At 70.6% G+C, this 19062-nt stretch carries 17 protein-coding genes and 2 pseudogenes; 14 read left to right on the top strand and 5 right to left on the bottom strand.

Going from position 1 to position 19062, the window contains the following annotated elements; genetic code table 11:
- Nucleotides 1-154 precede the first annotated feature (154 nt).
- Complete coding sequence (gene clpX, locus ACRDTB_RS06010) at nucleotides 155-1456, top strand: ATP-dependent Clp protease ATP-binding subunit ClpX (protein WP_431428953.1); 1302 nt, start codon at nucleotides 155-157, stop codon at nucleotides 1454-1456.
- On the opposite strand, the gene ACRDTB_RS06005 is transcribed toward clpX, so the two are convergent.
- Nucleotides 1453-2298: an alpha/beta fold hydrolase gene (locus ACRDTB_RS06005; RefSeq protein WP_431428951.1), complete on the bottom strand. Its 846-nt coding sequence runs from the start codon at nucleotides 2296-2298 to the stop codon at nucleotides 1453-1455. The genes clpX and ACRDTB_RS06005 overlap by 4 nt on opposite strands.
- A gap of 36 nt (nucleotides 2299-2334) precedes the next feature.
- Between ACRDTB_RS06005 and ACRDTB_RS06000 the strand changes: the two genes are divergently transcribed.
- Nucleotides 2335-2934 (top strand): RBBP9/YdeN family alpha/beta hydrolase, encoded by a 600-nt coding sequence (locus tag ACRDTB_RS06000; RefSeq protein WP_431428950.1) that lies wholly within the window; start codon nucleotides 2335-2337, stop codon nucleotides 2932-2934.
- Here ACRDTB_RS06000 and fdhD read toward each other — a convergent pair.
- A pseudogene (fdhD, locus tag ACRDTB_RS05995) lies at nucleotides 2921-3665 on the bottom strand (formate dehydrogenase accessory sulfurtransferase FdhD); the annotation flags it as partial. The gene ACRDTB_RS06000 and the pseudogene fdhD sit on opposite strands and share 14 nt — an antisense overlap.
- Before the next feature lie 82 nt (nucleotides 3666-3747).
- On the opposite strand from fdhD, the gene ACRDTB_RS05990 reads away from it, so the two are divergent.
- The 3 genes from ACRDTB_RS05990 (at nucleotide 3748) to ACRDTB_RS05980 (ending at nucleotide 6081) form a co-directional block, all read left to right on the top strand.
- Nucleotides 3748-4317: an ArsR/SmtB family transcription factor gene (locus ACRDTB_RS05990; RefSeq protein ID WP_431428949.1), complete on the top strand. Its 570-nt coding sequence runs from the start codon at nucleotides 3748-3750 to the stop codon at nucleotides 4315-4317.
- 70 nt (nucleotides 4318-4387) lie between these two features.
- Nucleotides 4388-4564, top strand: a complete 177-nt coding sequence (locus tag ACRDTB_RS05985) for a hypothetical protein (RefSeq protein ID WP_431428948.1) — start codon at nucleotides 4388-4390, stop codon at nucleotides 4562-4564.
- Entirely contained in the window at nucleotides 4561-6081 is a 1521-nt protein-coding gene (locus ACRDTB_RS05980) for a phytoene desaturase family protein (protein WP_431428947.1), read from the top strand. The genes ACRDTB_RS05985 and ACRDTB_RS05980 overlap by 4 nt, the downstream gene beginning before the upstream one ends.
- Nucleotides 6082-6333: 252 nt before the next feature.
- Here ACRDTB_RS05980 and ACRDTB_RS05975 read toward each other — a convergent pair whose 3' ends face one another.
- Nucleotides 6334-6585 carry a mycoredoxin gene (locus ACRDTB_RS05975; RefSeq protein ID WP_431428946.1) on the bottom strand — a complete coding sequence of 84 codons (252 nt, stop codon included), beginning with the start codon at nucleotides 6583-6585 and terminating at the stop codon, nucleotides 6334-6336.
- Nucleotides 6586-6666: 81 nt separating this feature from the next.
- A complete protein-coding gene (locus ACRDTB_RS05970; protein WP_431428945.1) occupies nucleotides 6667-7647 on the bottom strand; it encodes a hypothetical protein in 981 nt (326 codons plus the stop codon).
- A 156-nt stretch (nucleotides 7648-7803) separates the two neighbouring features.
- On the opposite strand from ACRDTB_RS05970, the gene ACRDTB_RS05965 reads away from it, so the two are divergent.
- From ACRDTB_RS05965 to ACRDTB_RS05955, 3 genes are read left to right on the top strand one after another with little or no spacing between them, the layout of a single operon-like run.
- Nucleotides 7804-10434: a valine--tRNA ligase gene (locus ACRDTB_RS05965; RefSeq protein WP_431428944.1), complete on the top strand. Its 2631-nt coding sequence runs from the start codon at nucleotides 7804-7806 to the stop codon at nucleotides 10432-10434.
- On the top strand, nucleotides 10435-11796 hold the full coding sequence (gene folC / locus ACRDTB_RS05960; RefSeq protein WP_431428943.1) for a bifunctional tetrahydrofolate synthase/dihydrofolate synthase: 1362 nt from the start codon (nucleotides 10435-10437) through the stop codon (nucleotides 11794-11796).
- A gap of 34 nt (nucleotides 11797-11830) precedes the next feature.
- Nucleotides 11831-12256: a DUF4233 domain-containing protein gene (locus ACRDTB_RS05955; protein ID WP_431428942.1), complete on the top strand. Its 426-nt coding sequence runs from the start codon at nucleotides 11831-11833 to the stop codon at nucleotides 12254-12256.
- A gap of 412 nt (nucleotides 12257-12668) precedes the next feature.
- On the opposite strand, the gene ACRDTB_RS05950 is transcribed toward ACRDTB_RS05955, so the two are convergent.
- Nucleotides 12669-13031: a GntR family transcriptional regulator gene (locus tag ACRDTB_RS05950; protein WP_431428941.1), complete on the bottom strand. Its 363-nt coding sequence runs from the start codon at nucleotides 13029-13031 to the stop codon at nucleotides 12669-12671.
- A gap of 71 nt (nucleotides 13032-13102) precedes the next feature.
- Here ACRDTB_RS05950 and ndk point away from each other — a divergent pair, with 71 nt between their 5' ends.
- The 6 genes and pseudogenes from ndk to ACRDTB_RS05920 all read left to right on the top strand — a co-directional run bounded on the left by ndk (nucleotide 13103) and on the right by ACRDTB_RS05920 (nucleotide 19056).
- The gene (gene ndk, locus ACRDTB_RS05945) at nucleotides 13103-13510 is read left to right on the top strand and encodes a nucleoside-diphosphate kinase (protein ID WP_431428940.1); all 408 of its coding nucleotides are present in this window, start codon (nucleotides 13103-13105) and stop codon (nucleotides 13508-13510) included.
- Between the two features lie 208 nt (nucleotides 13511-13718).
- Nucleotides 13719-15671 (top strand): FxSxx-COOH system tetratricopeptide repeat protein, encoded by a 1953-nt coding sequence (fxsT, locus tag ACRDTB_RS05940; protein ID WP_431428939.1) that lies wholly within the window; start codon nucleotides 13719-13721, stop codon nucleotides 15669-15671.
- 14 nt (nucleotides 15672-15685) lie between these two features.
- The gene (locus tag ACRDTB_RS05935) at nucleotides 15686-16480 is read left to right on the top strand and encodes a tetratricopeptide repeat protein (protein WP_431428938.1); all 795 of its coding nucleotides are present in this window, start codon (nucleotides 15686-15688) and stop codon (nucleotides 16478-16480) included.
- A gap of 350 nt (nucleotides 16481-16830) precedes the next feature.
- On the top strand, nucleotides 16831-17712 hold the full coding sequence (locus tag ACRDTB_RS05930; protein WP_431428937.1) for a hypothetical protein: 882 nt from the start codon (nucleotides 16831-16833) through the stop codon (nucleotides 17710-17712).
- A gap of 71 nt (nucleotides 17713-17783) precedes the next feature.
- Nucleotides 17784-18659, top strand: a pseudogene (locus ACRDTB_RS05925) (tetratricopeptide repeat protein); the annotation flags it as partial.
- A 112-nt stretch (nucleotides 18660-18771) separates the two neighbouring features.
- Complete coding sequence (locus ACRDTB_RS05920; RefSeq protein ID WP_431428936.1) at nucleotides 18772-19056, top strand: tetratricopeptide repeat protein; 285 nt, start codon at nucleotides 18772-18774, stop codon at nucleotides 19054-19056.
- Nucleotides 19057-19062 lie beyond the last annotated feature (6 nt).

The following is a 19062-nucleotide window of genomic DNA, read 5'->3' as shown; positions in this document are numbered from 1 at the left end:
TCCCATTGAGTGGGGGTTGGCAGGTACCGTCGAGGGCAACAGGCACACGACCGGGCCTGGAGAGCAGTGCGCGACACTGCACTGGAGGTTCGTTCCGGCCACACAGCCAGGCGTGCTCCACGGAGCATGCCGGAGGGGACAGAGGTCAGCGGTCATGGCGCGTATCGGTGACGGCGGAGACCTGCTGAAGTGCTCTTTCTGTGGGAAGAGCCAGAAGCAGGTGAAGAAACTCATCGCCGGCCCCGGCGTGTACATCTGCGACGAGTGCATCGACCTCTGCAACGAGATCATCGAGGAGGAGCTGGCCGAGGCGGGCGACGTCAAGCTCGACGAGCTGCCCAAGCCGGCCGAGATCGACGACTTCCTCGACCAGTACGTGATCGGCCAGGACGACGCCAAACGCTCGCTCGCGGTCGCGGTCTACAACCACTACAAGCGCATCCAGGCGGGCGACCGGGCCCGGCCGGAGACGCGCGAGGGCCGCGACTCCCGCGAGGAGCCCGTCGAGCTGGCCAAGTCCAACATCCTGCTGCTCGGCCCCACCGGCTGCGGCAAGACCTACCTGGCCCAGACGCTCGCGAAGCTGCTCAACGTGCCGTTCGCGATCGCCGACGCCACCGCGCTGACCGAGGCCGGCTACGTCGGTGAGGACGTCGAGAACATCCTGCTCAAGCTCATCCAAGCGGCCGACTACGACGTCAAGCGGGCCGAGACCGGGATCATCTACATCGACGAGGTCGACAAGATCGCCCGCAAGAGCGAGAACCCGTCGATCACCCGGGACGTGTCCGGCGAGGGCGTGCAGCAGGCGCTGCTGAAGATCCTGGAGGGCACCACCGCGAGCGTGCCGCCGCAGGGCGGCCGCAAGCACCCCCACCAGGAGTTCATCCAGATCGACACGACGAACGTGCTGTTCATCGTGGCCGGCGCGTTCGCGGGGCTGGAGAAGATCATCCAGGACCGGATCGGCAAGCGGGGCCTGGGCTTCGGCGCCGAGATCCGCTCCAAGGCCGAGATCGACACGACCGACTTCTTCGCCGACACCATGCCCGAGGATCTGATCAAGTTCGGTCTGATCCCCGAGTTCATCGGCCGGCTCCCGGTCGTGGCCAGCGTGACGAACCTCGACAAGCCGTCGCTCGTGCAGATCCTCACCGCGCCGCGGAACGCCCTGGTCAAGCAGTACCAGAAGCTCTTCGAGATGGACGGCGTCGAGCTGGAGTTCACCGACACCGCGCTGGAGGCGGTGGCCGACCAGGCCATCCTGCGCGGCACCGGCGCCCGTGGCCTGCGCGCGATCATGGAGGAGGTTCTGCAGCCGGTGATGTACGACATCCCGAGCCGCACCGACGTCGCCAAGGTCGTCGTCACCGAGCAGACCGTCCGCGAGAACGTCAACCCGACGATCGTGGCGCGCCAGCCGTCCCGCCGCGAGCGCCGCGAGAAGTCGGCCTAACCCAGGAACGTCTCCGCGGCCTGCCGGAACTCGGCGGGCCGCTCCACCCATGGGAAGTGGCCGCAGCGGTCGAGCATCACCACGTCGCCCGCGGGGAACAGCCTCGCCAGCGTCATCACCGGGGCGATCCCGGTCGTGCAGTCCTGCGCCCCACCGATCACCAGCACGGGTGCCCGCACCGCCGAGAGCCGCTCGGCGAGGTCCGCGGGCGGGTCGACGCTGAAGTACGCCCGCGCCGCCGGCAGGTAGTAGTGCATGGTCCGCGCGTGGTCCTGCTCGACGGCCGTCCACGCCGCATAGCCGAACGGCGCGCACGCCCGCTGCCACTCGTTGAACTTCGCCGCACTCGTCTCCTCGTCCGACAGGTCCGGCCCGGCCTCGCGCGCCGCTAGTGCCGCGCTGAACTCCGGCTCGACCCGCCGGGCCTCGATGAGCGCGTCCGCGTCCGACGGGACGTCCACGAGGTAGCCCGGCGGCTCCAGCGGCGGCGTGATCAACAGAAGCCGCTCGATCCGCTCCGGGTACTGGGCCGCGTACGAGATCGCCAGCCGAGTGCCAGCCGAGTGCCCGGTGAGCACGAGCCGTTCGAGGCCCAGGTGCTCGCGCAGGGCGTCGATGTCCGCGGCCTGCCGCCAGTACGCCCCCTTCTCCGGCTCGTCCGGCGCCGGTGACAGGCCGACGCCACGCAGGTGCGGCACGATCAGCCGGCGGGGGAGCCCGGCCAGGTCGCCGAGATAGCTCGGGTGGCACGCGGCGCCACCGGCGATCGCGACGAGCGGCGGGCCGTCGCCGTGCACGTCGTAGTGGAGCGACACCTGGTCCGGGGCCGGGAAAGTAGGCACGCCGCACCCTAGCGGTCGTCGGTGCAAGGATGAACCATGCTGCCGTACGTCCTGCTCCTGCACGGGCACACCGGATCCGGCCCGGGGCACTGGCAGAGCTGGCTCGCCGGCGAGCTCGCCAACCTCGGCGGCACCGTCGACGTCCCGCAGCTCACCGACCCCGGCCGGCCCGATCTCGAGGTCTGGCTCGCGGAGCTGCGCCACCACCTCGAGGTCGCCGTGGGCGAGCACGACGAGCGCGTGGTGCTCGCCCATTCCGCGGGAGCCGCGCTCTGGCTGCACCACGCCGCCCGGCTCACCCGCGATCACGCCGAGCGGGCGCTGCGGTTCGACCGCGTGCTGCTCGTCGCCCCGCTCGGTCCGCGCTGGGAGCACCCCGACGTGCACGGCTTCACCCCCGCCCCGCTGGACGCCGCCGGCGTGCGCCGGGCCGCCGGCTGGACCCAGCTCGTGGTCGGCGACGACGACGAGGCCTGCGGGACCGACGACGCCGTGGAGATGGCCGCGCGGCTGAAGGTCGACCTCGACGTCATCCCCGGTGGTGCGCATCTCGACACCGTCGCCGGCTACGGGCCCTGGCCGGCGGTGCTCGGGTGGGTGCGCGACAAGCACACCCGAATGATCACGAACCGATGATCCGCTCGGGCCGCGTGCAGACGTTCATGCTGCTCCCGCGCAGAACGCCGACCAGCGTGACGCCCTGCTCCTCGGCCAGCTCCACCGCGAGCGACGACGGCGCCGAGACCGCGGCGAGCACGGGGATGCCGACCAGCACGGCCTTCTGCACGAGCTCGAACGACGCCCGGCCGGACACCATCAGCACCGTGCCGCCCAGCGGGACCCGGCCGTCCAGCAGCGCCCAGCCGGCGGCCTTGTCGACCGCGTTGTGCCGGCCGACGTCCTCCCGCACGACCAGCGGCTCGCCGTCCACGGCGAAGATGCCGGCCGCGTGCGGGCCGCCCGTGGACTCGAACACCCGCTGCCGCTCGCGCAGCAGGTCGGGAAGGGTCACGAGCGTCTTCGGCAGAACCTTGCAGTCGTCGCCGGCCGGGGAGAACCGGGTCCGCAGCCGGACCGCGTCCAGCGCCGCCTTGCCGCACACCCCGCACGAGGTCGTCAGTAGAAGTCGCGCTCCACGTCGTCCGGTGGCGCGACGCCTTCGCCGAGCGTCGTTGTAGGTGCGGCCCGCCTCGTCCACGCCATCGCGGTAGACGCGCGGTCGACACGTCCCCGGCGGCGCCGAGCACGCCCTCGGTGAGCAGGAAGCCGTGTGCCAGCTCGATGTCGTGGCCTGGCGTGCGCATCGTGACCGCGAGCGGCTTCCCACCGACCCGGAGCTCCAGCGGCTCCTCGGCCACGAGCGCGTCCTACCGGCGACGGGCGCCGTCACAAGGACTCTTTAGAAAGAACTCTTGCTAAAGGAGTGCTTAGCAAGGTAGCTTGTCATGCATGGCCGAAGCACTGCCGAGGATCACCGACCCGAAGGCGCTCCGTGCGCTCGCCCACCCGCTGCGCTGGCAGCTGCTCGAGATCGTGGGCCGGGAGGGCACCGCGACCGCGACGCAGTGCGCACAGGAGACGGGCGAGAGCGTGGCGAACTGCTCCTACCACCTGAACACGCTCGCGAAGTACGGCTACGTGGAGAAGGCCGAGGGCGGTCAGGGGCGGGAGAAGCCGTGGCGGGTCGTGCGGGAGGACTTCCAGCTGCGCGTCGACGAGCTGGAGGGCGACACCGCGAACGCCGCCTGGGCCGCGTCCGGCGCGTTCCTCGACTACGTGCTCAACCAGATCAAGGAGCGGCACCTCACCGCGCACCTGCTGCCGCAGGAGTGGCAGGTGGTGGGCGTCGACAACTCGAAGGTGTTCATGACACCCGAGGAGGTCGAGGAGCTGCGCTCGGCCGTGCGTGACCTGACGGCCAAGTTCCGGGAGCGCCGGGCCGACCCGGCCCTGCGGCCCGACGGCGCGCGCTCCGTGGGCGTCTTCGTGGCCACGACGGTCGCCGACGCCACGGACTGACCGAACCCCGACCGGACGAGGCCACCACCCCCGGTGGCCCGATTCATCCTGCCCTGAAAAGGAGATCGTCATGGACCCGTTCAGCGCCGACATCGTCGCGACCAGCCGCCGCCGGGTGCTGGCGGACGAGGCCGAGGTGTCGCGGACCGCCCGCGCCACCCGCGACAGCGCCGAGGAACCACTGCCGGCACCCCGTCCGAAGGTAGGCACCGCGCGCGCCCGCCGACTTGTAGCGTGGCAAGGGTGACGCAACGCTACGACGTGGTGGTCGTCGGTGGCGGCCACAACGGTCTCGTCGCCGCCGCCTACCTGGCCCGCGCGGGCCGCTCGGTCCTGGTGCTCGAACGGCTCGGCCACGTGGGTGGGGCGGCCGTCAGCGCCACCCCGTTCCCCGGTATGGGTGCGCGGCTGTCCCGGTACTCCTACCTCGTCAGCCTGCTGCCCAGCGCGATCGTCACCGAGCTGGGCCTGCGGGTCTCGCTGCGGTCGCGGGCGGTGTCGTCGTACACGCCCGTCGAGGGATCGGCCGGGCTGCTCGTCGAGCGCGAGCCGGGCGCGCAGACCGCCGCGTCGTTCCGGGCGCTCACCGGGTCGGACGCCGAGTTCGAGAGCTGGTCGCGCTGGTACTCGGGGTTGGCCGCGATGGCGAAGGCGGTGGCGCCGACCATGCTCGAGCCGCTGCCCTCTCGCGACACGCTGCGCTCGCTCGTGGTCGAGGCGGCCGGGGAACCGTTGTGGCGTCAGGTTTTCGAGCGCCCGATCGGCGAGGCGATCGAGGAGACGTTCGCGCACGACGTGGTGCGCGGCGTGGTCGCGACGGACGCGCTGATCGGCACGCACACGTCGTCGCGGTCCGAGACGCTGCTCGCCAACCGGTGCTTCCTCTACCACCTGGTCGGCGACGGCACCGGCGAGTGGCGGGTGCCGGTCGGCGGGATGGGCGCGGTGACCGGCGAGCTGGCGCGCGTCGCGACCGAGGCCGGCGCGACGATCCTGACCGGCGCGTCGGTGACGGCCGTGGACGCGGACGGCGCCGACGCCGAGGTCCGGTACGTCCGCGGTGGCGAGGAGGTCACGGTGGCGGCCGGGCACGTGCTGTCCGGTGTCGCGCCCGCGGTGCTGGACCGCTTGCGGGGCAAGGCATCCGAGCCGCCGGACGGCGCCCAGTTGAAGATCAACGTGCTGTTGCGCCGGTTGCCGCGGCTGCGCAGCGGCGTCGACCCACGTGCGGCCTTCGCGGGCACGTTCCACGTCGATGAGTCCTATGTAGAGCTCGAGGACGCCTACCGCGTGAGCGCCGCCGGTTCGATCCCGGATCCCTTGCCGGGTGAGATGTACTGCCACACCCTGACCGATGAGTCCATTGTGGACAAGGGCCTGCACACGCTCACGCTGTTCGGCCTGCACCTGCCCGGCGCGCTGTTCGCCGCCGACAACGCGGGCCTGCGGGATGCGTTGGTGGCTCGGTACATCGCCGCCCTGAACCGCCACCTGGCCGACCCGCTGGAGGAGTGCGTGGCGACGGACGCGGACGGCCGACCGTGCATCGAGGCGCGCACTCCGCTGGACCTGGAGGAGGAGCTGGCCATGCCCGGCGGCCACATCTTCCACGGCGACCTGGCGTGGCCATACCGCGCCGACGCGGGCCCCTGGGGTGTGGCGACGGAGGTGCCGAACATCCTCGTGTGCGGCAGCGGCGCCCAACGCGGCGGCGGCGTGAGCGGCATCGCCGGCCACAACGCCGCGATGGCCCTCCTCACCTGACCGACCACTCCCTGACCGACACAAGCGCCACTCGCGGCCCCAAGCTGTCCACAGCCCGGCCAACCCCCTTTGACCAGCCCACATCTCCGATAGACTGGCTGCGAGGGGTGCCCCCGGAGAGGGTGGGGGCCGCGGATCACGGGCTGGCTCACTAGGCCGGCTCGTCGGCAAGGCGCGGCGTGTCGGCGGGGCTCGGGGTCGGGTGGCGGCGGGACCCTTGTCGCGGCGGGACTTCGGGCGCGTGGCGAGAAGTCAGGCGGCGAGCTGGTCCTTCACCTGGGCGAGGGTCGGATTGGTCAGGGCGGTCCCGTCCGGGAAGTGGACGGTCGGCACGGTCTGGTTGCCGCCGTTCACGCTCATCACGAACTCCGCCGCGCCCGGCGTCCGCTCGATGTCCACCTCGGCGTATTCGATGCCTTCGCGGTCCAGCTGCGACTTCAGCCTGCGGCAGTAGCCGCACCACGTGGTCGAGTACATCGTCAGCCTGTTCGGAGTCTTGGTCATCGCACGCTCCCGAGGGTGGCAGGGTCCACCGTTCATAACGCGCGCAGGCGCCCGGACATGCCCGGGCCTATGTGAGCACGGTCACTGTGGACAGCCGCTCGTGGACGGGAGCGGGCTCGCCGGGTCGAAGTACCTCGCGGGCTTGCGGTTCGGGCTCGAGGTCACCGTGCGCTCCGTGACGGCCGGCGCCAGGTAGCCCTTGCGGTAGGCGTCGCAGCCGATCGAGTACGCGTACCCCGTCGCGTCGCCGTACCACAGGCCACGGCTGCCCGGCGTCCACCGATCGCCGGAGCGCAGCACGTAGTCGACGTCCGCGCGCACCACGACCAGCACGTTCATCGCGTCCACCAGGCGTGTCGGCCCCTCCGGCTCGAAGGCGTACACGAACACGTAGTTGGTCCGTACCACGAGCTCTCCGGCCTCCCCGGCCAGCACGGACATCTCGCCGTCGACCTTCGGCTCCACCGCCAGCAGCACGTTCCCCTTCGCGATCATGCTGACGAGCGACTGGATCTCCGGCTCCCGCCCGCCGGTGAACAGCGGCGCGAGCTGCCGGCGCGCGTCCGGCGCGAGCTTGGCGAGGAACCCCTCCGGGTCGTGGTCGATGAGCATCCGGCGGTCGAGCCGGCTCGCCACGAGCACGTCGCGCACCAGCTCCGTCGCGGTGGCGACCTCGTCGGCGGTGAACCCGTTGACCGCTTCGGCGGCCGGCGTGGCGATCCCATCGGCGCCGTTCGCCCAGTCGGCGGCCGGGGTCGACTCGAACGGGTGCGCGACGTCGAGCATCGGCCCCGGGCTCGCCGCGGCCGGGGGGTCGGCGTCCGGCTTCGCCGCCGGCTCGTCGCCGAGGAGGCGGTCCATGGTGCCGGTCTGGACCAGCAGCAGGAGCCCCGTACCCAGCGCGACGACGACCATCCCCACCGCCAGCAAGCGGGCGTGCCGGCGCCGCCGCGCGCTGCGCAGCAGCTGCCGCACGTCGGCGTTGGCCGTCGCACGTCGCGCGGCGCCGGTCCACGCGGCATCGTCGGCAGCCGGATCAGCTGCTGGCGGGCGAGGGTTCACCTGCTCCCCAAGTGTGCCGTTGTTGAGTCGTCAACCAGGAAAAACAAGGTCTCTCAGACAATCAGCACATCGATTCGACCGTTCGCGGCGTTAACAACCACCGTCGGGGGGAACTCGAGTGCACGCCGGTCAGCGCGGTTCGTAGACTCTGCGAGCGTGACTGAAACCTCATCGCGACGGACCACCGACCTACCTCCGGCCTGGGAGCCGGCGGCGGTAGAGGCGGACCTGTACCAGCGATGGGTGGACGCCGGCTACTTCGGCGCGGACCCGCACGGCGAGAGGCCCGCGTTCTGCATCGTCATCCCGCCGCCGAACGTCACCGGCAGCCTCCACATGGGACATGCGCTCGAGCACAGCCTCATGGACGCGCTGACCCGCCGCCGCCGCATGCAGGGCTACGAGACGCTGTGGCTCCCCGGCATGGACCACGCCGGCATCGCCACCCAGAACGTCGTCGAGCGCGAGCTCGCCGGCGAGGGCAAGTCCCGCCACGACCTGGGCCGGGAGGCGTTCGTCGACCGGGTCTGGGAGTGGAAGGCCCAGTCCGGCGGACAGATCCTCAACCAGATGCGCCGGATGGGCGACGGCGTCGACTGGAGCCGCGAGCGGTTCACCATGGACGACGTCCTGTCCCGGGCCGTGCTGACGATCTTCAAGCGGCTGTTCGAGGACGGACTGATCTACCGGGCCGAGCGGATCATCAACTGGTGTCCGCGCTGCCACACGGCGTTGTCGGACATCGAGGTCGAGCACTCCGACGACGAGGGCGAGCTCATCTCCATCCGCTACGGGGACGGCGACCGCTCGATCGTCGTGGCCACCACGCGCGCCGAGACCATGCTCGGCGACACCGCGGTCGCGGTGCACCCCGACGACGGGCGCTACCGGCACCTGATCGGCACCGAGGTCGAGCTGCCACTGACCGGCCGGATGATCCCGGTCGTCGCGGACGAGCACGTCGACCCGGAGTTCGGCACCGGTGCGGTGAAGGTCACCCCGGCACACGACCCGAACGACTTCGAGATCGGCCAGCGCCACCAGCTGCCCGCGCTCACGATCATGGACGAGCGCGCGGTGATCACCGTGCACGGCCCGTTCGAAGGCCTGGACCGGTTCGAGGCGCGGCCCGCCGTCGTCGCGGCGTTGCGCTCGCAGGGCCGCATCGTCGCGGAGAAGCGGCCCTACGTCCACGCGGTCGGGCACTGCACCCGCTGCGGCACGGTGGTCGAGCCGCGGCTGTCGCTGCAGTGGTTCGTCAAGGTCGAGCCGCTCGCGAAGGCCGCCGGGGACGCGGTGCGGGACGGCCGGACCACGATCCACCCGCCGGAGCTCGCCAAGCGCTACTTCGACTGGGTCGACAACATGCACGACTGGTGCATCTCGCGCCAGCTGTGGTGGGGCCACCGCATCCCGGTCTGGTACGGCCCCGACGACAAGGTCGTCTGCGTCGGGCCGGACGAACAGCCGCCCGAGGGCGAGGGCTGGCAACAGGACCCCGACGTGCTGGACACGTGGTTCTCCTCGGCACTGTTCCCGTTCTCGACGCTGGGCTGGCCGGACCACACCGCGGACCTCGAGCGGTTCTACCCGAACCACCTGCTGGTCACCGGGTACGACATCCTGTTCTTCTGGGTCGCCCGGATGATGATGTTCGGCCTGTACGCGATGGACGGCGTGCAACCGTTCGACCACGTGTTCCTGCACGGTCTGGTGCGCGACGCCACGGGTAAGAAGATGTCCAAGTCGCGGGGCAACGTCATCGACCCGCTCGACTGGCTCGACCGCTTCGGCGCGGACGCCACGCGGTTCACCCTCGCCCGCGGCGCCAACCCGGGGGCGGACATGGCGATCTCCGAGGAGTGGGCGGGCGGCTCACGCAACTTCGGCAACAAGCTGTGGAACGCCACCAGGTTCGCGCTCATGCAGGGCGCGACCGTGGCCGGCGAGTTGCCGGCGCGCGCGGCGCTCACCGACGCCGACCGCTGGATCCTCGACCGCACGGACGCCGTCGTGTCCGAAGTGGACGATCTGTTCGAGGGCTACCAGTTCGCCAAGCTGTGCGACGCGCTCTACCACTTCACCTGGGACGAGCTGTGCGACTGGTACCTCGAGGTGGCCAAGGTCCAGATGGCCGACGGCGGCGAGCGGGCCGAGGCGACGCGCGCCGTGCTGGGCCACGTGTTCGACATCGTGCTGCGCCTGCTGCACCCGCTGATCCCGTTCGTCACCGAGCGGCTCTGGACCACGCTGACCGGCCGCGAGTCCCTCGTCGTGGCGACCTGGCCGACGGCCGACCGGCACCCGGCGGACCACGACGCGGCGCGCCGGATCGCCGGGGTCCAGAAGCTCGTCACCGAGATCCGCCGGTTCCGGTCCGACCAGGGGCTCAAGCCCGGCCAGCGGGTGCCGGCCCGACTGTCCGGTGTGGACGCCGCGGGCCTTTCCGCGTTGGCGCCGGCGGTGGCCGCGCTCGCCCGGCTGGAGGAGCCCGGCGAGGGTTTCACGACGAGCACGTCGCTCGAGGTGGCGCTGGCCGACGGTACCGTGCACGTGGAGCTGGACCTGTCCGGCACCGTCGACGTCACCGCCGAACGCAAGCGGCTCACGAAGGATCTGGCGGCGGCGGAGAAGGAGCTCGCCGGCACCGACGCGAAGCTCAACAACCCCAACTTCACGGGCAAGGCGCCGGCCGAGGTGGTCGCGAAGATCAAGGCACGACGCGAGCTCGCCGCCGCCGAGATCGATCGGATCACCGCGCGCCTCGACCTGCTGCCCGGGGCCTGAGTGTCTACAGTGGATGATTCCGGCTGGGACGATCTCCGGCAGGTCGAGGCGGAGCTCAACACCCGCTGGCCCGAGTCGAAGATCGAGCCGTCGCTGACCCGGATCGCGGCGCTCGTCGACCTGCTCGGCGACCCGCACCGGACCTACCCCGTGCTGCACGTCGCCGGTACCAACGGCAAGACGTCGGTGGCCCGGATGATCGACGCGCTGCTCACCCGGATCGGCCTGCGGGTCGGCCGGTTCACCAGCCCGCACCTGCAGCTGGTGACCGAGCGGATCGCGGTCGACTCCGCGCCGATCGCGCCGGAACGCTACGTCGAGGTCTACCGGGACGTCGAGCCGTACGTGGAGATGATCGACCGCGGCGCCGAGGTGCGACTGTCGAAGTTCGAGGTGCTCACCGGCATGGCGTTCGCGGCGTTCGCCGACGCGCCGGTCGACGCGGCGGTGCTCGAGGTCGGCCTCGGCGGGACCTGGGACGCGACCAACGTGGCGGACGCCCGGGTCGCGGTCGTCGGCCCGGTGGGGGTGGACCACGTCGAGTACCTCGGCACGGATGTCGTCGGCATCGCGCGGGAGAAGGCCGGGGTCATCAAGGCGGGCTCGATCGCGCTGCTCGCCGAGCAGGCCCCGGAGGTCGCGACTGTCCTGTTGGAACGGTGCGCCGAGGTGGACGCCACCGTGGCGCGGGCGGGCATGGAGTTCGGCGTGCTGCGCCGCGACGTGGCGGTCGGCGGGCAGCTGCTGAAGCTGCAGGGGCTCGGCGGTGCGTACGACGAGATCTTCCTGCCGCTGCACGGCCCGCACCAGGCGGCCAACGCGGCGCTCGCCCTCGCGGCCGTGGAGGCGTTCTTCGGTGCCGGCGCGCAGCGTTCGCTGGACGCCGAGGCGGTCCGCGAGGGCTTCGCGTCGGTGACCGCGCCCGGCCGGCTGGAGCGGGTGCGCTCGGCGCCGAGCGTGTTCGTCGACGCCGCGCACAACCCGCACGGCGCCCGCGCGCTCGCCGACGCGCTCGAGTCCGACTTCGCGTTCCGCAAGCTCGTCGGCGTCGTGGGTGTCATGCGGGACAAGGACGCTGCGGGCATCCTGTCCGCGCTCGAGCCGGTGCTGGCGGAGGTCGTGATCACGACGAACTCCTCGGAGCGCGCGATGGACCCGACCGGGCTGGCGGACGTCGCTACCGAGGTGTTCGGCGTGGACCGGGTGAGCGTGTACCCGCGGCTGGACGATGCCGTCGAGGCGGCGATCGGGCTGGCCGAGGAGGACGCGGAGGAGCCGCTGTCCGGCGTCGGTGTCGTGATCACGGGCTCGGTGGTCACCGCCGGCGAGGCGCGGGCGCTGTTCGGCAAGGAGCCCGCGTGAGCCCAGGGAGGTCAGCGGCGGAGTGGAGCGGGCGATGAGCGCGGCGAGGGAGAAGGCCGATCCGCTGAAGTCCTTCGCCGGAGTCATGGCGATGACGCTGCTGCTCGAGATGATCGCGGTGCTGCTGTCGATCCCGGTGGTGGCGAACCTGGGCAGCGGCATGGACACGTGGCAGGGTGTGCTGGTCGGCGCGCTGGCGCTGCTCCTGCTGCTGACGTGCGCCGTAGTGCGCAAGCCGTGGGGAATATGGGTCGCGGTGGGCCTGCAGGTGGTGATGATCGTCTGCTGGGTGGCGCTGCCCGCACTGGGTGTCCTCGGGCTGATATTTGGTCTCGTGTGGACGATCCTGCTTTGGATGCGTTGGGACGTGGCCAAACGCATGGCCGAAGGTCGCCTCCCCAGCCAGCGGCCCACGGAGTCGGACGAGTCCGCGAAATCCGCTGAGTCCACAGAAGACTGATCGACGGCTCCCGCCGTCCACAGGCAAGATCGCCACCGGCCCGAAAATGTCCGCCCCCGCCGGTACAGTGGAAACAGGGGGACCCCCTGAGGTTGTCCACAATGCCAGCGGGTGTCCACAGATCCATGTCAGCTCCCGGAATCGTCAGTGCTCGCCGGTAGGCTGGAAAGCAGGGGACCCCCTTGCGGTTGTCCACAATGTCGACGGGTGTCCACAGATTTGTGTGAGCGCGTCGGGATTGTCGGTGCCTGCCGGTAAGTTGGATGTTGGGGGCCCGGCCTTCGCCAACCGGTGGCCATACACGGGCTGACGTGACGCGCCCGCCACCGGGCAATGGGCGCCCGCTCTGCGTCGGCGTCGACCCGCAACACCCGCGATCGGCCACGAGGCGCCGGCGACGGGTGCCGGCGGCTCAGTGGAGTGCGGCGCGGACCGCCTCGAGGGCCTCGCCGGGGTCGATGCCCAACGCGTGTGCGGTGGCCGCGTACTCGGCGGCCGCCTGCCTCAGCGCCACCCGGCTGCGCGAGCCGAGTGCGCTGACGAACGTCCCGGCCCGGCCGCGGGTCTCGACCAGCCCGGCCTCCTCGAGCTCCCGGTACGCCCGGGCGACGGTGTTCGCGGCCAGGCCCAGGTCCGTGGCGAGCCCGCGGACCGTCGGCAGCCGGGTGCCGACGGCCAGCGTGCGGTCGCTGATCTGGCGGGCCAGTTGGGAACGCACCTGCTCGAACGGAGGTTGCGGCGAGTCGGTGTCGATCGTGATCAGGGCGGCTGGCACGGCCATCACGGTAACGGTTCTGGGCCGGACGCTAGGCTGCGGCCGTACCACGGTTTCAATGAAGGAGTGTCGTGAGCGAGCGTACGTTGGTCCTGGTCAAGCCGGACGGTGTCAGCCGTGGGCTGGTCGGCGAGGTCATCTCCCGAATCGAGCGCAAGGGCCTGACGCTGGCCGCCCTGGAACTGCGCAACGTCGAGCGCGCGGTGGCCGAGCAGCACTACGCCGAGCACGCCGGCAAGCCGTTCTACGAGTCGCTGCTCGAGTTCATCACCGGTGGCCCACTGGTCGCGATGGTCGTCGAGGGCGAGAACGCGATCGCGGCGTTCCGGCAGCTGGCCGGCGCCACCAACCCGGTCCAGGCGAACACCGGCAGCATCCGCGGCGACTACGCGGTCGAGGTGCAGTACAACATCGTGCACGGCTCGGACTCGGCGGAGTCGGCCAAGCGCGAGATCGACCTGTGGTTCCCCGGCCTCTGACGTGACCAAGGCGGCGGGCCGGAGACGATCGGCCCGCCCGCCGTGGTAGCCGTCCAAGGAGCGACATATCCGGGCGACGTCGTGCCTTGGCACGGTTTCGTGCCAGAAGTGTCCGCCCTTTGACCACTGTCCCACCGGCCGAAGTCGTGATGAAATCTACTGGTCTGTGGTCCGGTCGACCGCGACATCGGAGGGGAGGGGATGGCCAGTGCCGGAGCTGCCGCTGCACCGGACAATCGTCGTCGTCGATATCGCGGGGTTCACCAATCCCGCGCGCACGTCGACGCACCAGGACGAGATGCACGACAGCCTGTACCGGATGCTGGCGCAGGCATTCGTCGAGGCCGGCGTCAACCTCAGGGCGGACGATTGTGTCGTCGCGGACCGGGGTGACGGTGTTCTGGTCCTGCTACCACCGGATATTCCCAAACGGCTGCTTGCCGATCGACTGCCGGACAGGCTGGAGGCGGGGCTCAAGAGGCACAACGCGATTCACTCCGAGGCCGCGGTCGTGCAACTCCGCGTGGGGCTGCACGACGGCGAGGTCCGGTTCAACGAGCACGGCGCGGTGAGCCCCGCGGTCAATTTCACGTTCCGCATCGTGGAGGCCGAGGAGGCCAAGAACGCGTTGCGCAGGTCGAACGCGACGCTGGCGATAATCGCCTCCGACCACTTCTACGACGAGGTGATCCGCCAGGACCCGGGAGCCAACCCCGACCAGTACACGCGGATCGCGGTCGACGTGAAGGAAACCAGTTCCTCCGCGTGGCTCCTGTTGCGCGGCCACCGGATGACCGGCCCATTGCGGTCCCCGGGACCGGATGGACTGGAACAGCAGCAGAAGGTCTTCACCAGAATCGACATTCAGCGCCTGCTCGTCACGGTGTCGGAGATCGACGGTCGCTTTCGCGACGTGGAACCGGGTGACCCGCTCGTGCTGCGTGCCGCCGACGGCGCCCGGCCGCCGATTCCGACCGCGGTGCCCGGCACCACCGGCGGCGACGTCGAGCCCGCGGAACCGCGTCTCCCGGACGTATGGCCCGCTGGCGACGAGACGACCACGTTGTCAATCTCGCCACCGACCCCCGGCGAGCAGCTGCTGACCCAGGCCCGGGACGAGCGGGTACCGGTGGTCTGGGGTGAGATTCCGACCAGGAACCTGCTCTTCACCGGACGGGCCGAGCTCCTCGACCGGCTCAACCAGCGGCTGTCCGAAGGCGGGACCACGGCGGTGCTTCCCGCCGCGCTGCACGGAATGGGCGGGATCGGCAAGACGCAGATCGCGGTCGAGTACATCTACCGGCACCTCGACGACTACGACGTGGTGTGGTGGATCCAGGCCGCCCAGATGTCCCAGGTGCGCAAGGCGCTCGCCGAGCTGGCCCAGCAACTCGGCCTGCCCGGCTCGTCCGAGGTGCACACCGCCGTGCCCGCCGTCCGCGAGGCACTGCGCCTGGGCGAGCCGTACTCGCGGTGGCTCCTCGTCTTCGACGCCGCGGAAAGCGTCGACGTCATTCGCGAGTACTTCCCGGCCAACGGCCCCGGTCAGATCCTCATCACCTCACGCAACCCGGAATGGGCCACGGTCGCCAGCCCGCTCGAGATCAGCGTGTTCCGGCGTGAGGAGAGCATCGCCCTGTTGCGCAAGCGCGGGCCGGACATCACCGACAGCGAGGCCGACGAGCTCGCCGAGAAGCTGGGTGACCTGCCCCTGGCCGTCGAGCAGGCAGCGGCGTGGCGGTTCGAGACCGGAATGCCCGTCAGCGAATACCTGAGACTGTTCGACGAGAAGGTCGCCGAGATTCTCAGCACGTCGGCGCCGATGGGGTACGAGATGCCCGTGGCCGCCGCCTGGAACGTGTCGTTCGACGTGCTGGAGCAGCGAAACCCGGCAGCACACCAGCTACTCCAGGTGTGCGCGTTCTTCGCACCCGAACCGATCACCCGTACCCTCTTCAACGGGGTTCGCGGCATTCGGATGTCGCCGGAGCTGGAGGCCGCACTCCGCGATCCCATGCACCTCGGCCGGGCCATTCGCGCCATCCACCAGTACAGCCTCGCCAAGATCGACCACCGGACGAACACGCTGCAACTGCACAGGCTCGTGCAAGTGGTGCTCAGGAACCGGATGAGCGAGCAGATGACAGCGTCGACACGCTGAACACCCAGAGCGGGATGTACATCGACCGCCGCGAGCTCGGCGACTACAAGCATGCTCGCGACGAGCACGAGCGAATGGCGCGGCGAGTGCGTGAGCTGCTCGGCGAGGACAAGTTGGACACCCTGCGCCGACTCGGTTATCTCACCGTGGCACGACGAAAGGCCGGCGACCACGGTGGCGCCATCGAGCTGTCGAGGCACGTGATCGAGTTGTTCCGGCGCCGCTACGGGGACGACCACCCGAGTGCCATGGCGTGTGCGGTCGGGTATTCGATCGACCTGCGGCACGCGGGGGAGCTGGACGCGGCGCGCAAGTTGGGGGAGCAGACCTACGAGCGGTATCGCGTCAACCTCGGTGAGCGTCACCCGCACACCATGGCCGCGGCGGTCGATCTCGCGGTGGTGCTGCGGTCGCGCGGCGACGCGGCCGGCGCGCGGCAGCTCGACGAGCGGTCGCTGGAGGAGCTGCGGATCGCTCTCGGCCCGGATCACCCGTACGCCATCGTGTGCGCGATCAACCTGGCCAGTGATCTCGCCGAGCTGAACGACCACGAGGCGGCGCTCTCCGTCGGAGTCGAGGCGTTGGAAAGGGCCCGGAGGGTGCTCGGCAACGATCACCCCACTGCACTGGCGGCAAGCCTCAACGTCGCGCTCGACCTGATGTCGGTGGGCCGTGAGGCGGAAGCCGCGAGCCAGTATGCGGGAACGGTCGAACAATACCGGCGTGCGCTCGGGGAGGAGCATCTCGCGACGGTCGATGCGACCCGGCAAATTCGAGCCAACTGCGATATCGATCCACTGCCCACCTGATCGGTCTCCATTGTCGAAAACCGCGACCGCGGAATTCGATGCCAGCCCTTCCGGTCGCGGGGCCGGCACGGGCCGCGGTTGTGTCCCTGTGGGACGCTCGCACGCCTGCGCTCAGCCTTCTGTGTGACAGGCTGACACGCTGACCGCCGGCATCTGTCACATAGTCTGGTCGCGGGGATCCCTGATGCTGCAATCACCTTGTACACCAGGTGATCTCGAGTACGATTTGAGCACGACATGCGACGCTGGTCGACCGTATTGATCGTGTGAGCCCAGGGCACTAGGCCGCGCGGCGCTGGGGCGCGCGTTCGACGCTCCAAACGAGACGCGTCTGGTCAGAAGGGATCGCTGTGCCCAAGCAGTCGCCGGCAACGGATTACGCGATCGCGTTGTTGCATGTTGCCAATTCTACCGGCGGGGCGAATTCCCCGGACGAGAGCCGGGAAATAGCGCCCGCCGTCATCGACCACGTGCTGCGACCGGCTTTGGCCGACTCGGAGATCGACTGGACGCGATGCACGGCGATGGTTCAGGGCGACCGGATATCGATTCTCGCTTCGCCGGACGTGCCGAAGACGGCATTCGTCGAAGTGCTGCCGAACCGGTTGACGGCGGCCTTGCACCGGTATGCCGAGACCGTCGAAATCGGTCCGGCCACGCGATTTCGCCTCATGCTCGATACCGGCGACGTGTCGGGCGAGTCGTCGGGCGCCGACTCGGCCGTGGATTCCGCGTCCCGGCTTCTGGACGCCGTCGCGGCGGAGCCGGAATCGGCGCGGTCCGCGGGCGGGCTCGACGTCGTGCTGAGCAGCCGCCTTTACCACGAGGTCGTCGCCGGGGATTCCGGTGTCGAGTCGTATCGCAAGGTCACGGTGTCGGACGGTGACGGCTCAGTGGAGGTCTGGGTACGCAGTGCGGACGCGGCGGACGCCTCGTTGGCCTGGCTCGACGCGCTGCCGACCGAACACCCGGCGATCCACGAGTTCCTCCAGCGGTGCGCCTTCTTCGGCTCGGCGCCGATCGTGCTCGCCTGGTTCGCCGGCACCGGGACCGCCGCACCGACTCCCGCGGAGCTGAGCGCCGCGCTGCGGGCGGGGATCGAGCGGGGCCTGGTGACCGTCGACGACCCGGCCGGTGCGGTCCGGATCCATCCACTAGTGCGTGCGGTGCTCCGTGGCCGGATGACCGCCGAGCAACGGGAAGGCGCCCGCCTCGACGATGCCGGCTGCTGACCGGTCTCGACCCGCGTGACCCGACCTCCCCCGGGTCCTGGCCGCGCTACCGGGAGCTCCTGCCCCACGTCGTGGTGCCGCACCTGGCAGACGTCGACGCACACGCCGGCCGTGCGCTCGTGGTGAACCTGGCTCGCTACCTGTACGTCAGCGGTCGCCAGCAGGAGGCCGCCGATCTCGCGGCGCGCGCGTGGGAGGCGTGGGGCCGGGCCGACGAGACCGGTCCGCACAGCCTCGACCTGGCCAGCTACCGACGTCTGTTCCTGCGGGCACTCGGCCGTTACGAGGACGCGGCCGAGATCAACCAGCGCACGCTCGCCGTGCGCCGCGAGGTGTCCGGTGAGGGGGCACCGGAGACCATCCTGGCGCGGTTACGGGTCGCGGTGGACATGCGGACCCGAGGCGACTTCCGCGCCGCCCGCGACCTCAACGTCGCGATCCACGAAGAGACCGGCCGGTTGTTCGCCGAGGACGACCCGATCAGGCTGCAGACGGCACACGACCGCGCCGTCGTCACCCGGCTGTGTGGCGACTACCGGGCCGCGCTCGACCTGGACACCACCACGTGGCAGCAGCGGTCCGCCGTGCTCGGCGAGCGAAGCACGGACACGCTCAACACCCGCAGCGGCATGTTCATGGACCGCCGGGAGCTCGGTGAGTACGAAGCGGCGCTCGACGGGCACCGGAAGGTCGCCGGCCTGCTTCTCGACCTGACCGGCGACGCCGCACCGGGCACGCTGCTGCGGCAGGCCTACCTCGCCGTGGTGCTGCGCAAGGCGGGCGACCACCCGCGCGCGCTCCGCCTGTCCGGCCGGACGTACGAGCTGCTGGCCCGGGCGTACGAGGCCGACCACCCCGGCACGCTGGCCTGTGCCGTCGGCCACGCGACGGACCTCCGGCACGCGGAGCGGCTCGAGGAGTCACACGAGCTCGGGAAACGCGCCTGCGACGGGTACCGGCGCGCGCTCCGCGAGGGCCACCCGCTGATCTCGGTGGCGGATGCCAACGCGGCGGTGACGCTGCGCTCGCGCGGCGACGCGGCGGCCGCTCGGGAGCTCAATGAGCATACGCTCGAGCAGCTGCACACCTCCCTCGTCCCTCGGCGAGGACCACCCCCACGCGATCGCCTGTGCGATCAACCTCGCGAGCGACCTGTCGGACCTGGGCGACCTCGACGCCGCCGTGAGCACGGGCACCGACGCACACGAGCGGGCCGAGCAGACCCTCGGGGCGGACCATCCGATCACCCTCGCCGCCCGGCTCAACCTCACGACCGACCGCGCGCGGGCAGGCACTCGGGTTGACTGCGACCTCGATCCCCTGCCCATGTTCGGGTGCGGCTAGCTTGCG

The organism is Actinophytocola sp., from assembly GCF_050699935.1.
GTDB lineage: Bacteria > Actinomycetota > Actinomycetes > Mycobacteriales > Pseudonocardiaceae > Actinophytocola.
The sequence above is the reverse complement of the archived record's forward strand: the minus strand, read 5'-3'. Positions and strand labels throughout refer to the sequence as shown.

Bases quoted from the DNA above. Each gene is read 5' to 3' on its own strand.
- clpX (WP_431428953.1), top strand. From the start codon at position 155: ATGGCGCGTATCGGTGACGGCGGAGACCTGCTGAAGTGCTCTTTCTGT.
- ACRDTB_RS06000 (WP_431428950.1), top strand. From the start codon at position 2,335: ATGCTGCCGTACGTCCTGCTCCTGCACGGGCACACCGGATCCGGCCCG.
- ACRDTB_RS05990 (WP_431428949.1), top strand. From the start codon at position 3,748: ATGGCCGAAGCACTGCCGAGGATCACCGACCCGAAGGCGCTCCGTGCG.
- ACRDTB_RS05985 (WP_431428948.1), top strand. From the start codon at position 4,388: ATGGACCCGTTCAGCGCCGACATCGTCGCGACCAGCCGCCGCCGGGTG.
- ACRDTB_RS05975 (WP_431428946.1), bottom strand. From the start codon at position 6,585: ATGACCAAGACTCCGAACAGGCTGACGATGTACTCGACCACGTGGTGC.
- ACRDTB_RS05955 (WP_431428942.1), top strand. From the start codon at position 11,831: ATGAGCGCGGCGAGGGAGAAGGCCGATCCGCTGAAGTCCTTCGCCGGA.
- ACRDTB_RS05935 (WP_431428938.1), top strand. From the start codon at position 15,686: ATGTACATCGACCGCCGCGAGCTCGGCGACTACAAGCATGCTCGCGAC.
- ACRDTB_RS05920 (WP_431428936.1), top strand. From the start codon at position 18,772: ATGAGCATACGCTCGAGCAGCTGCACACCTCCCTCGTCCCTCGGCGAG.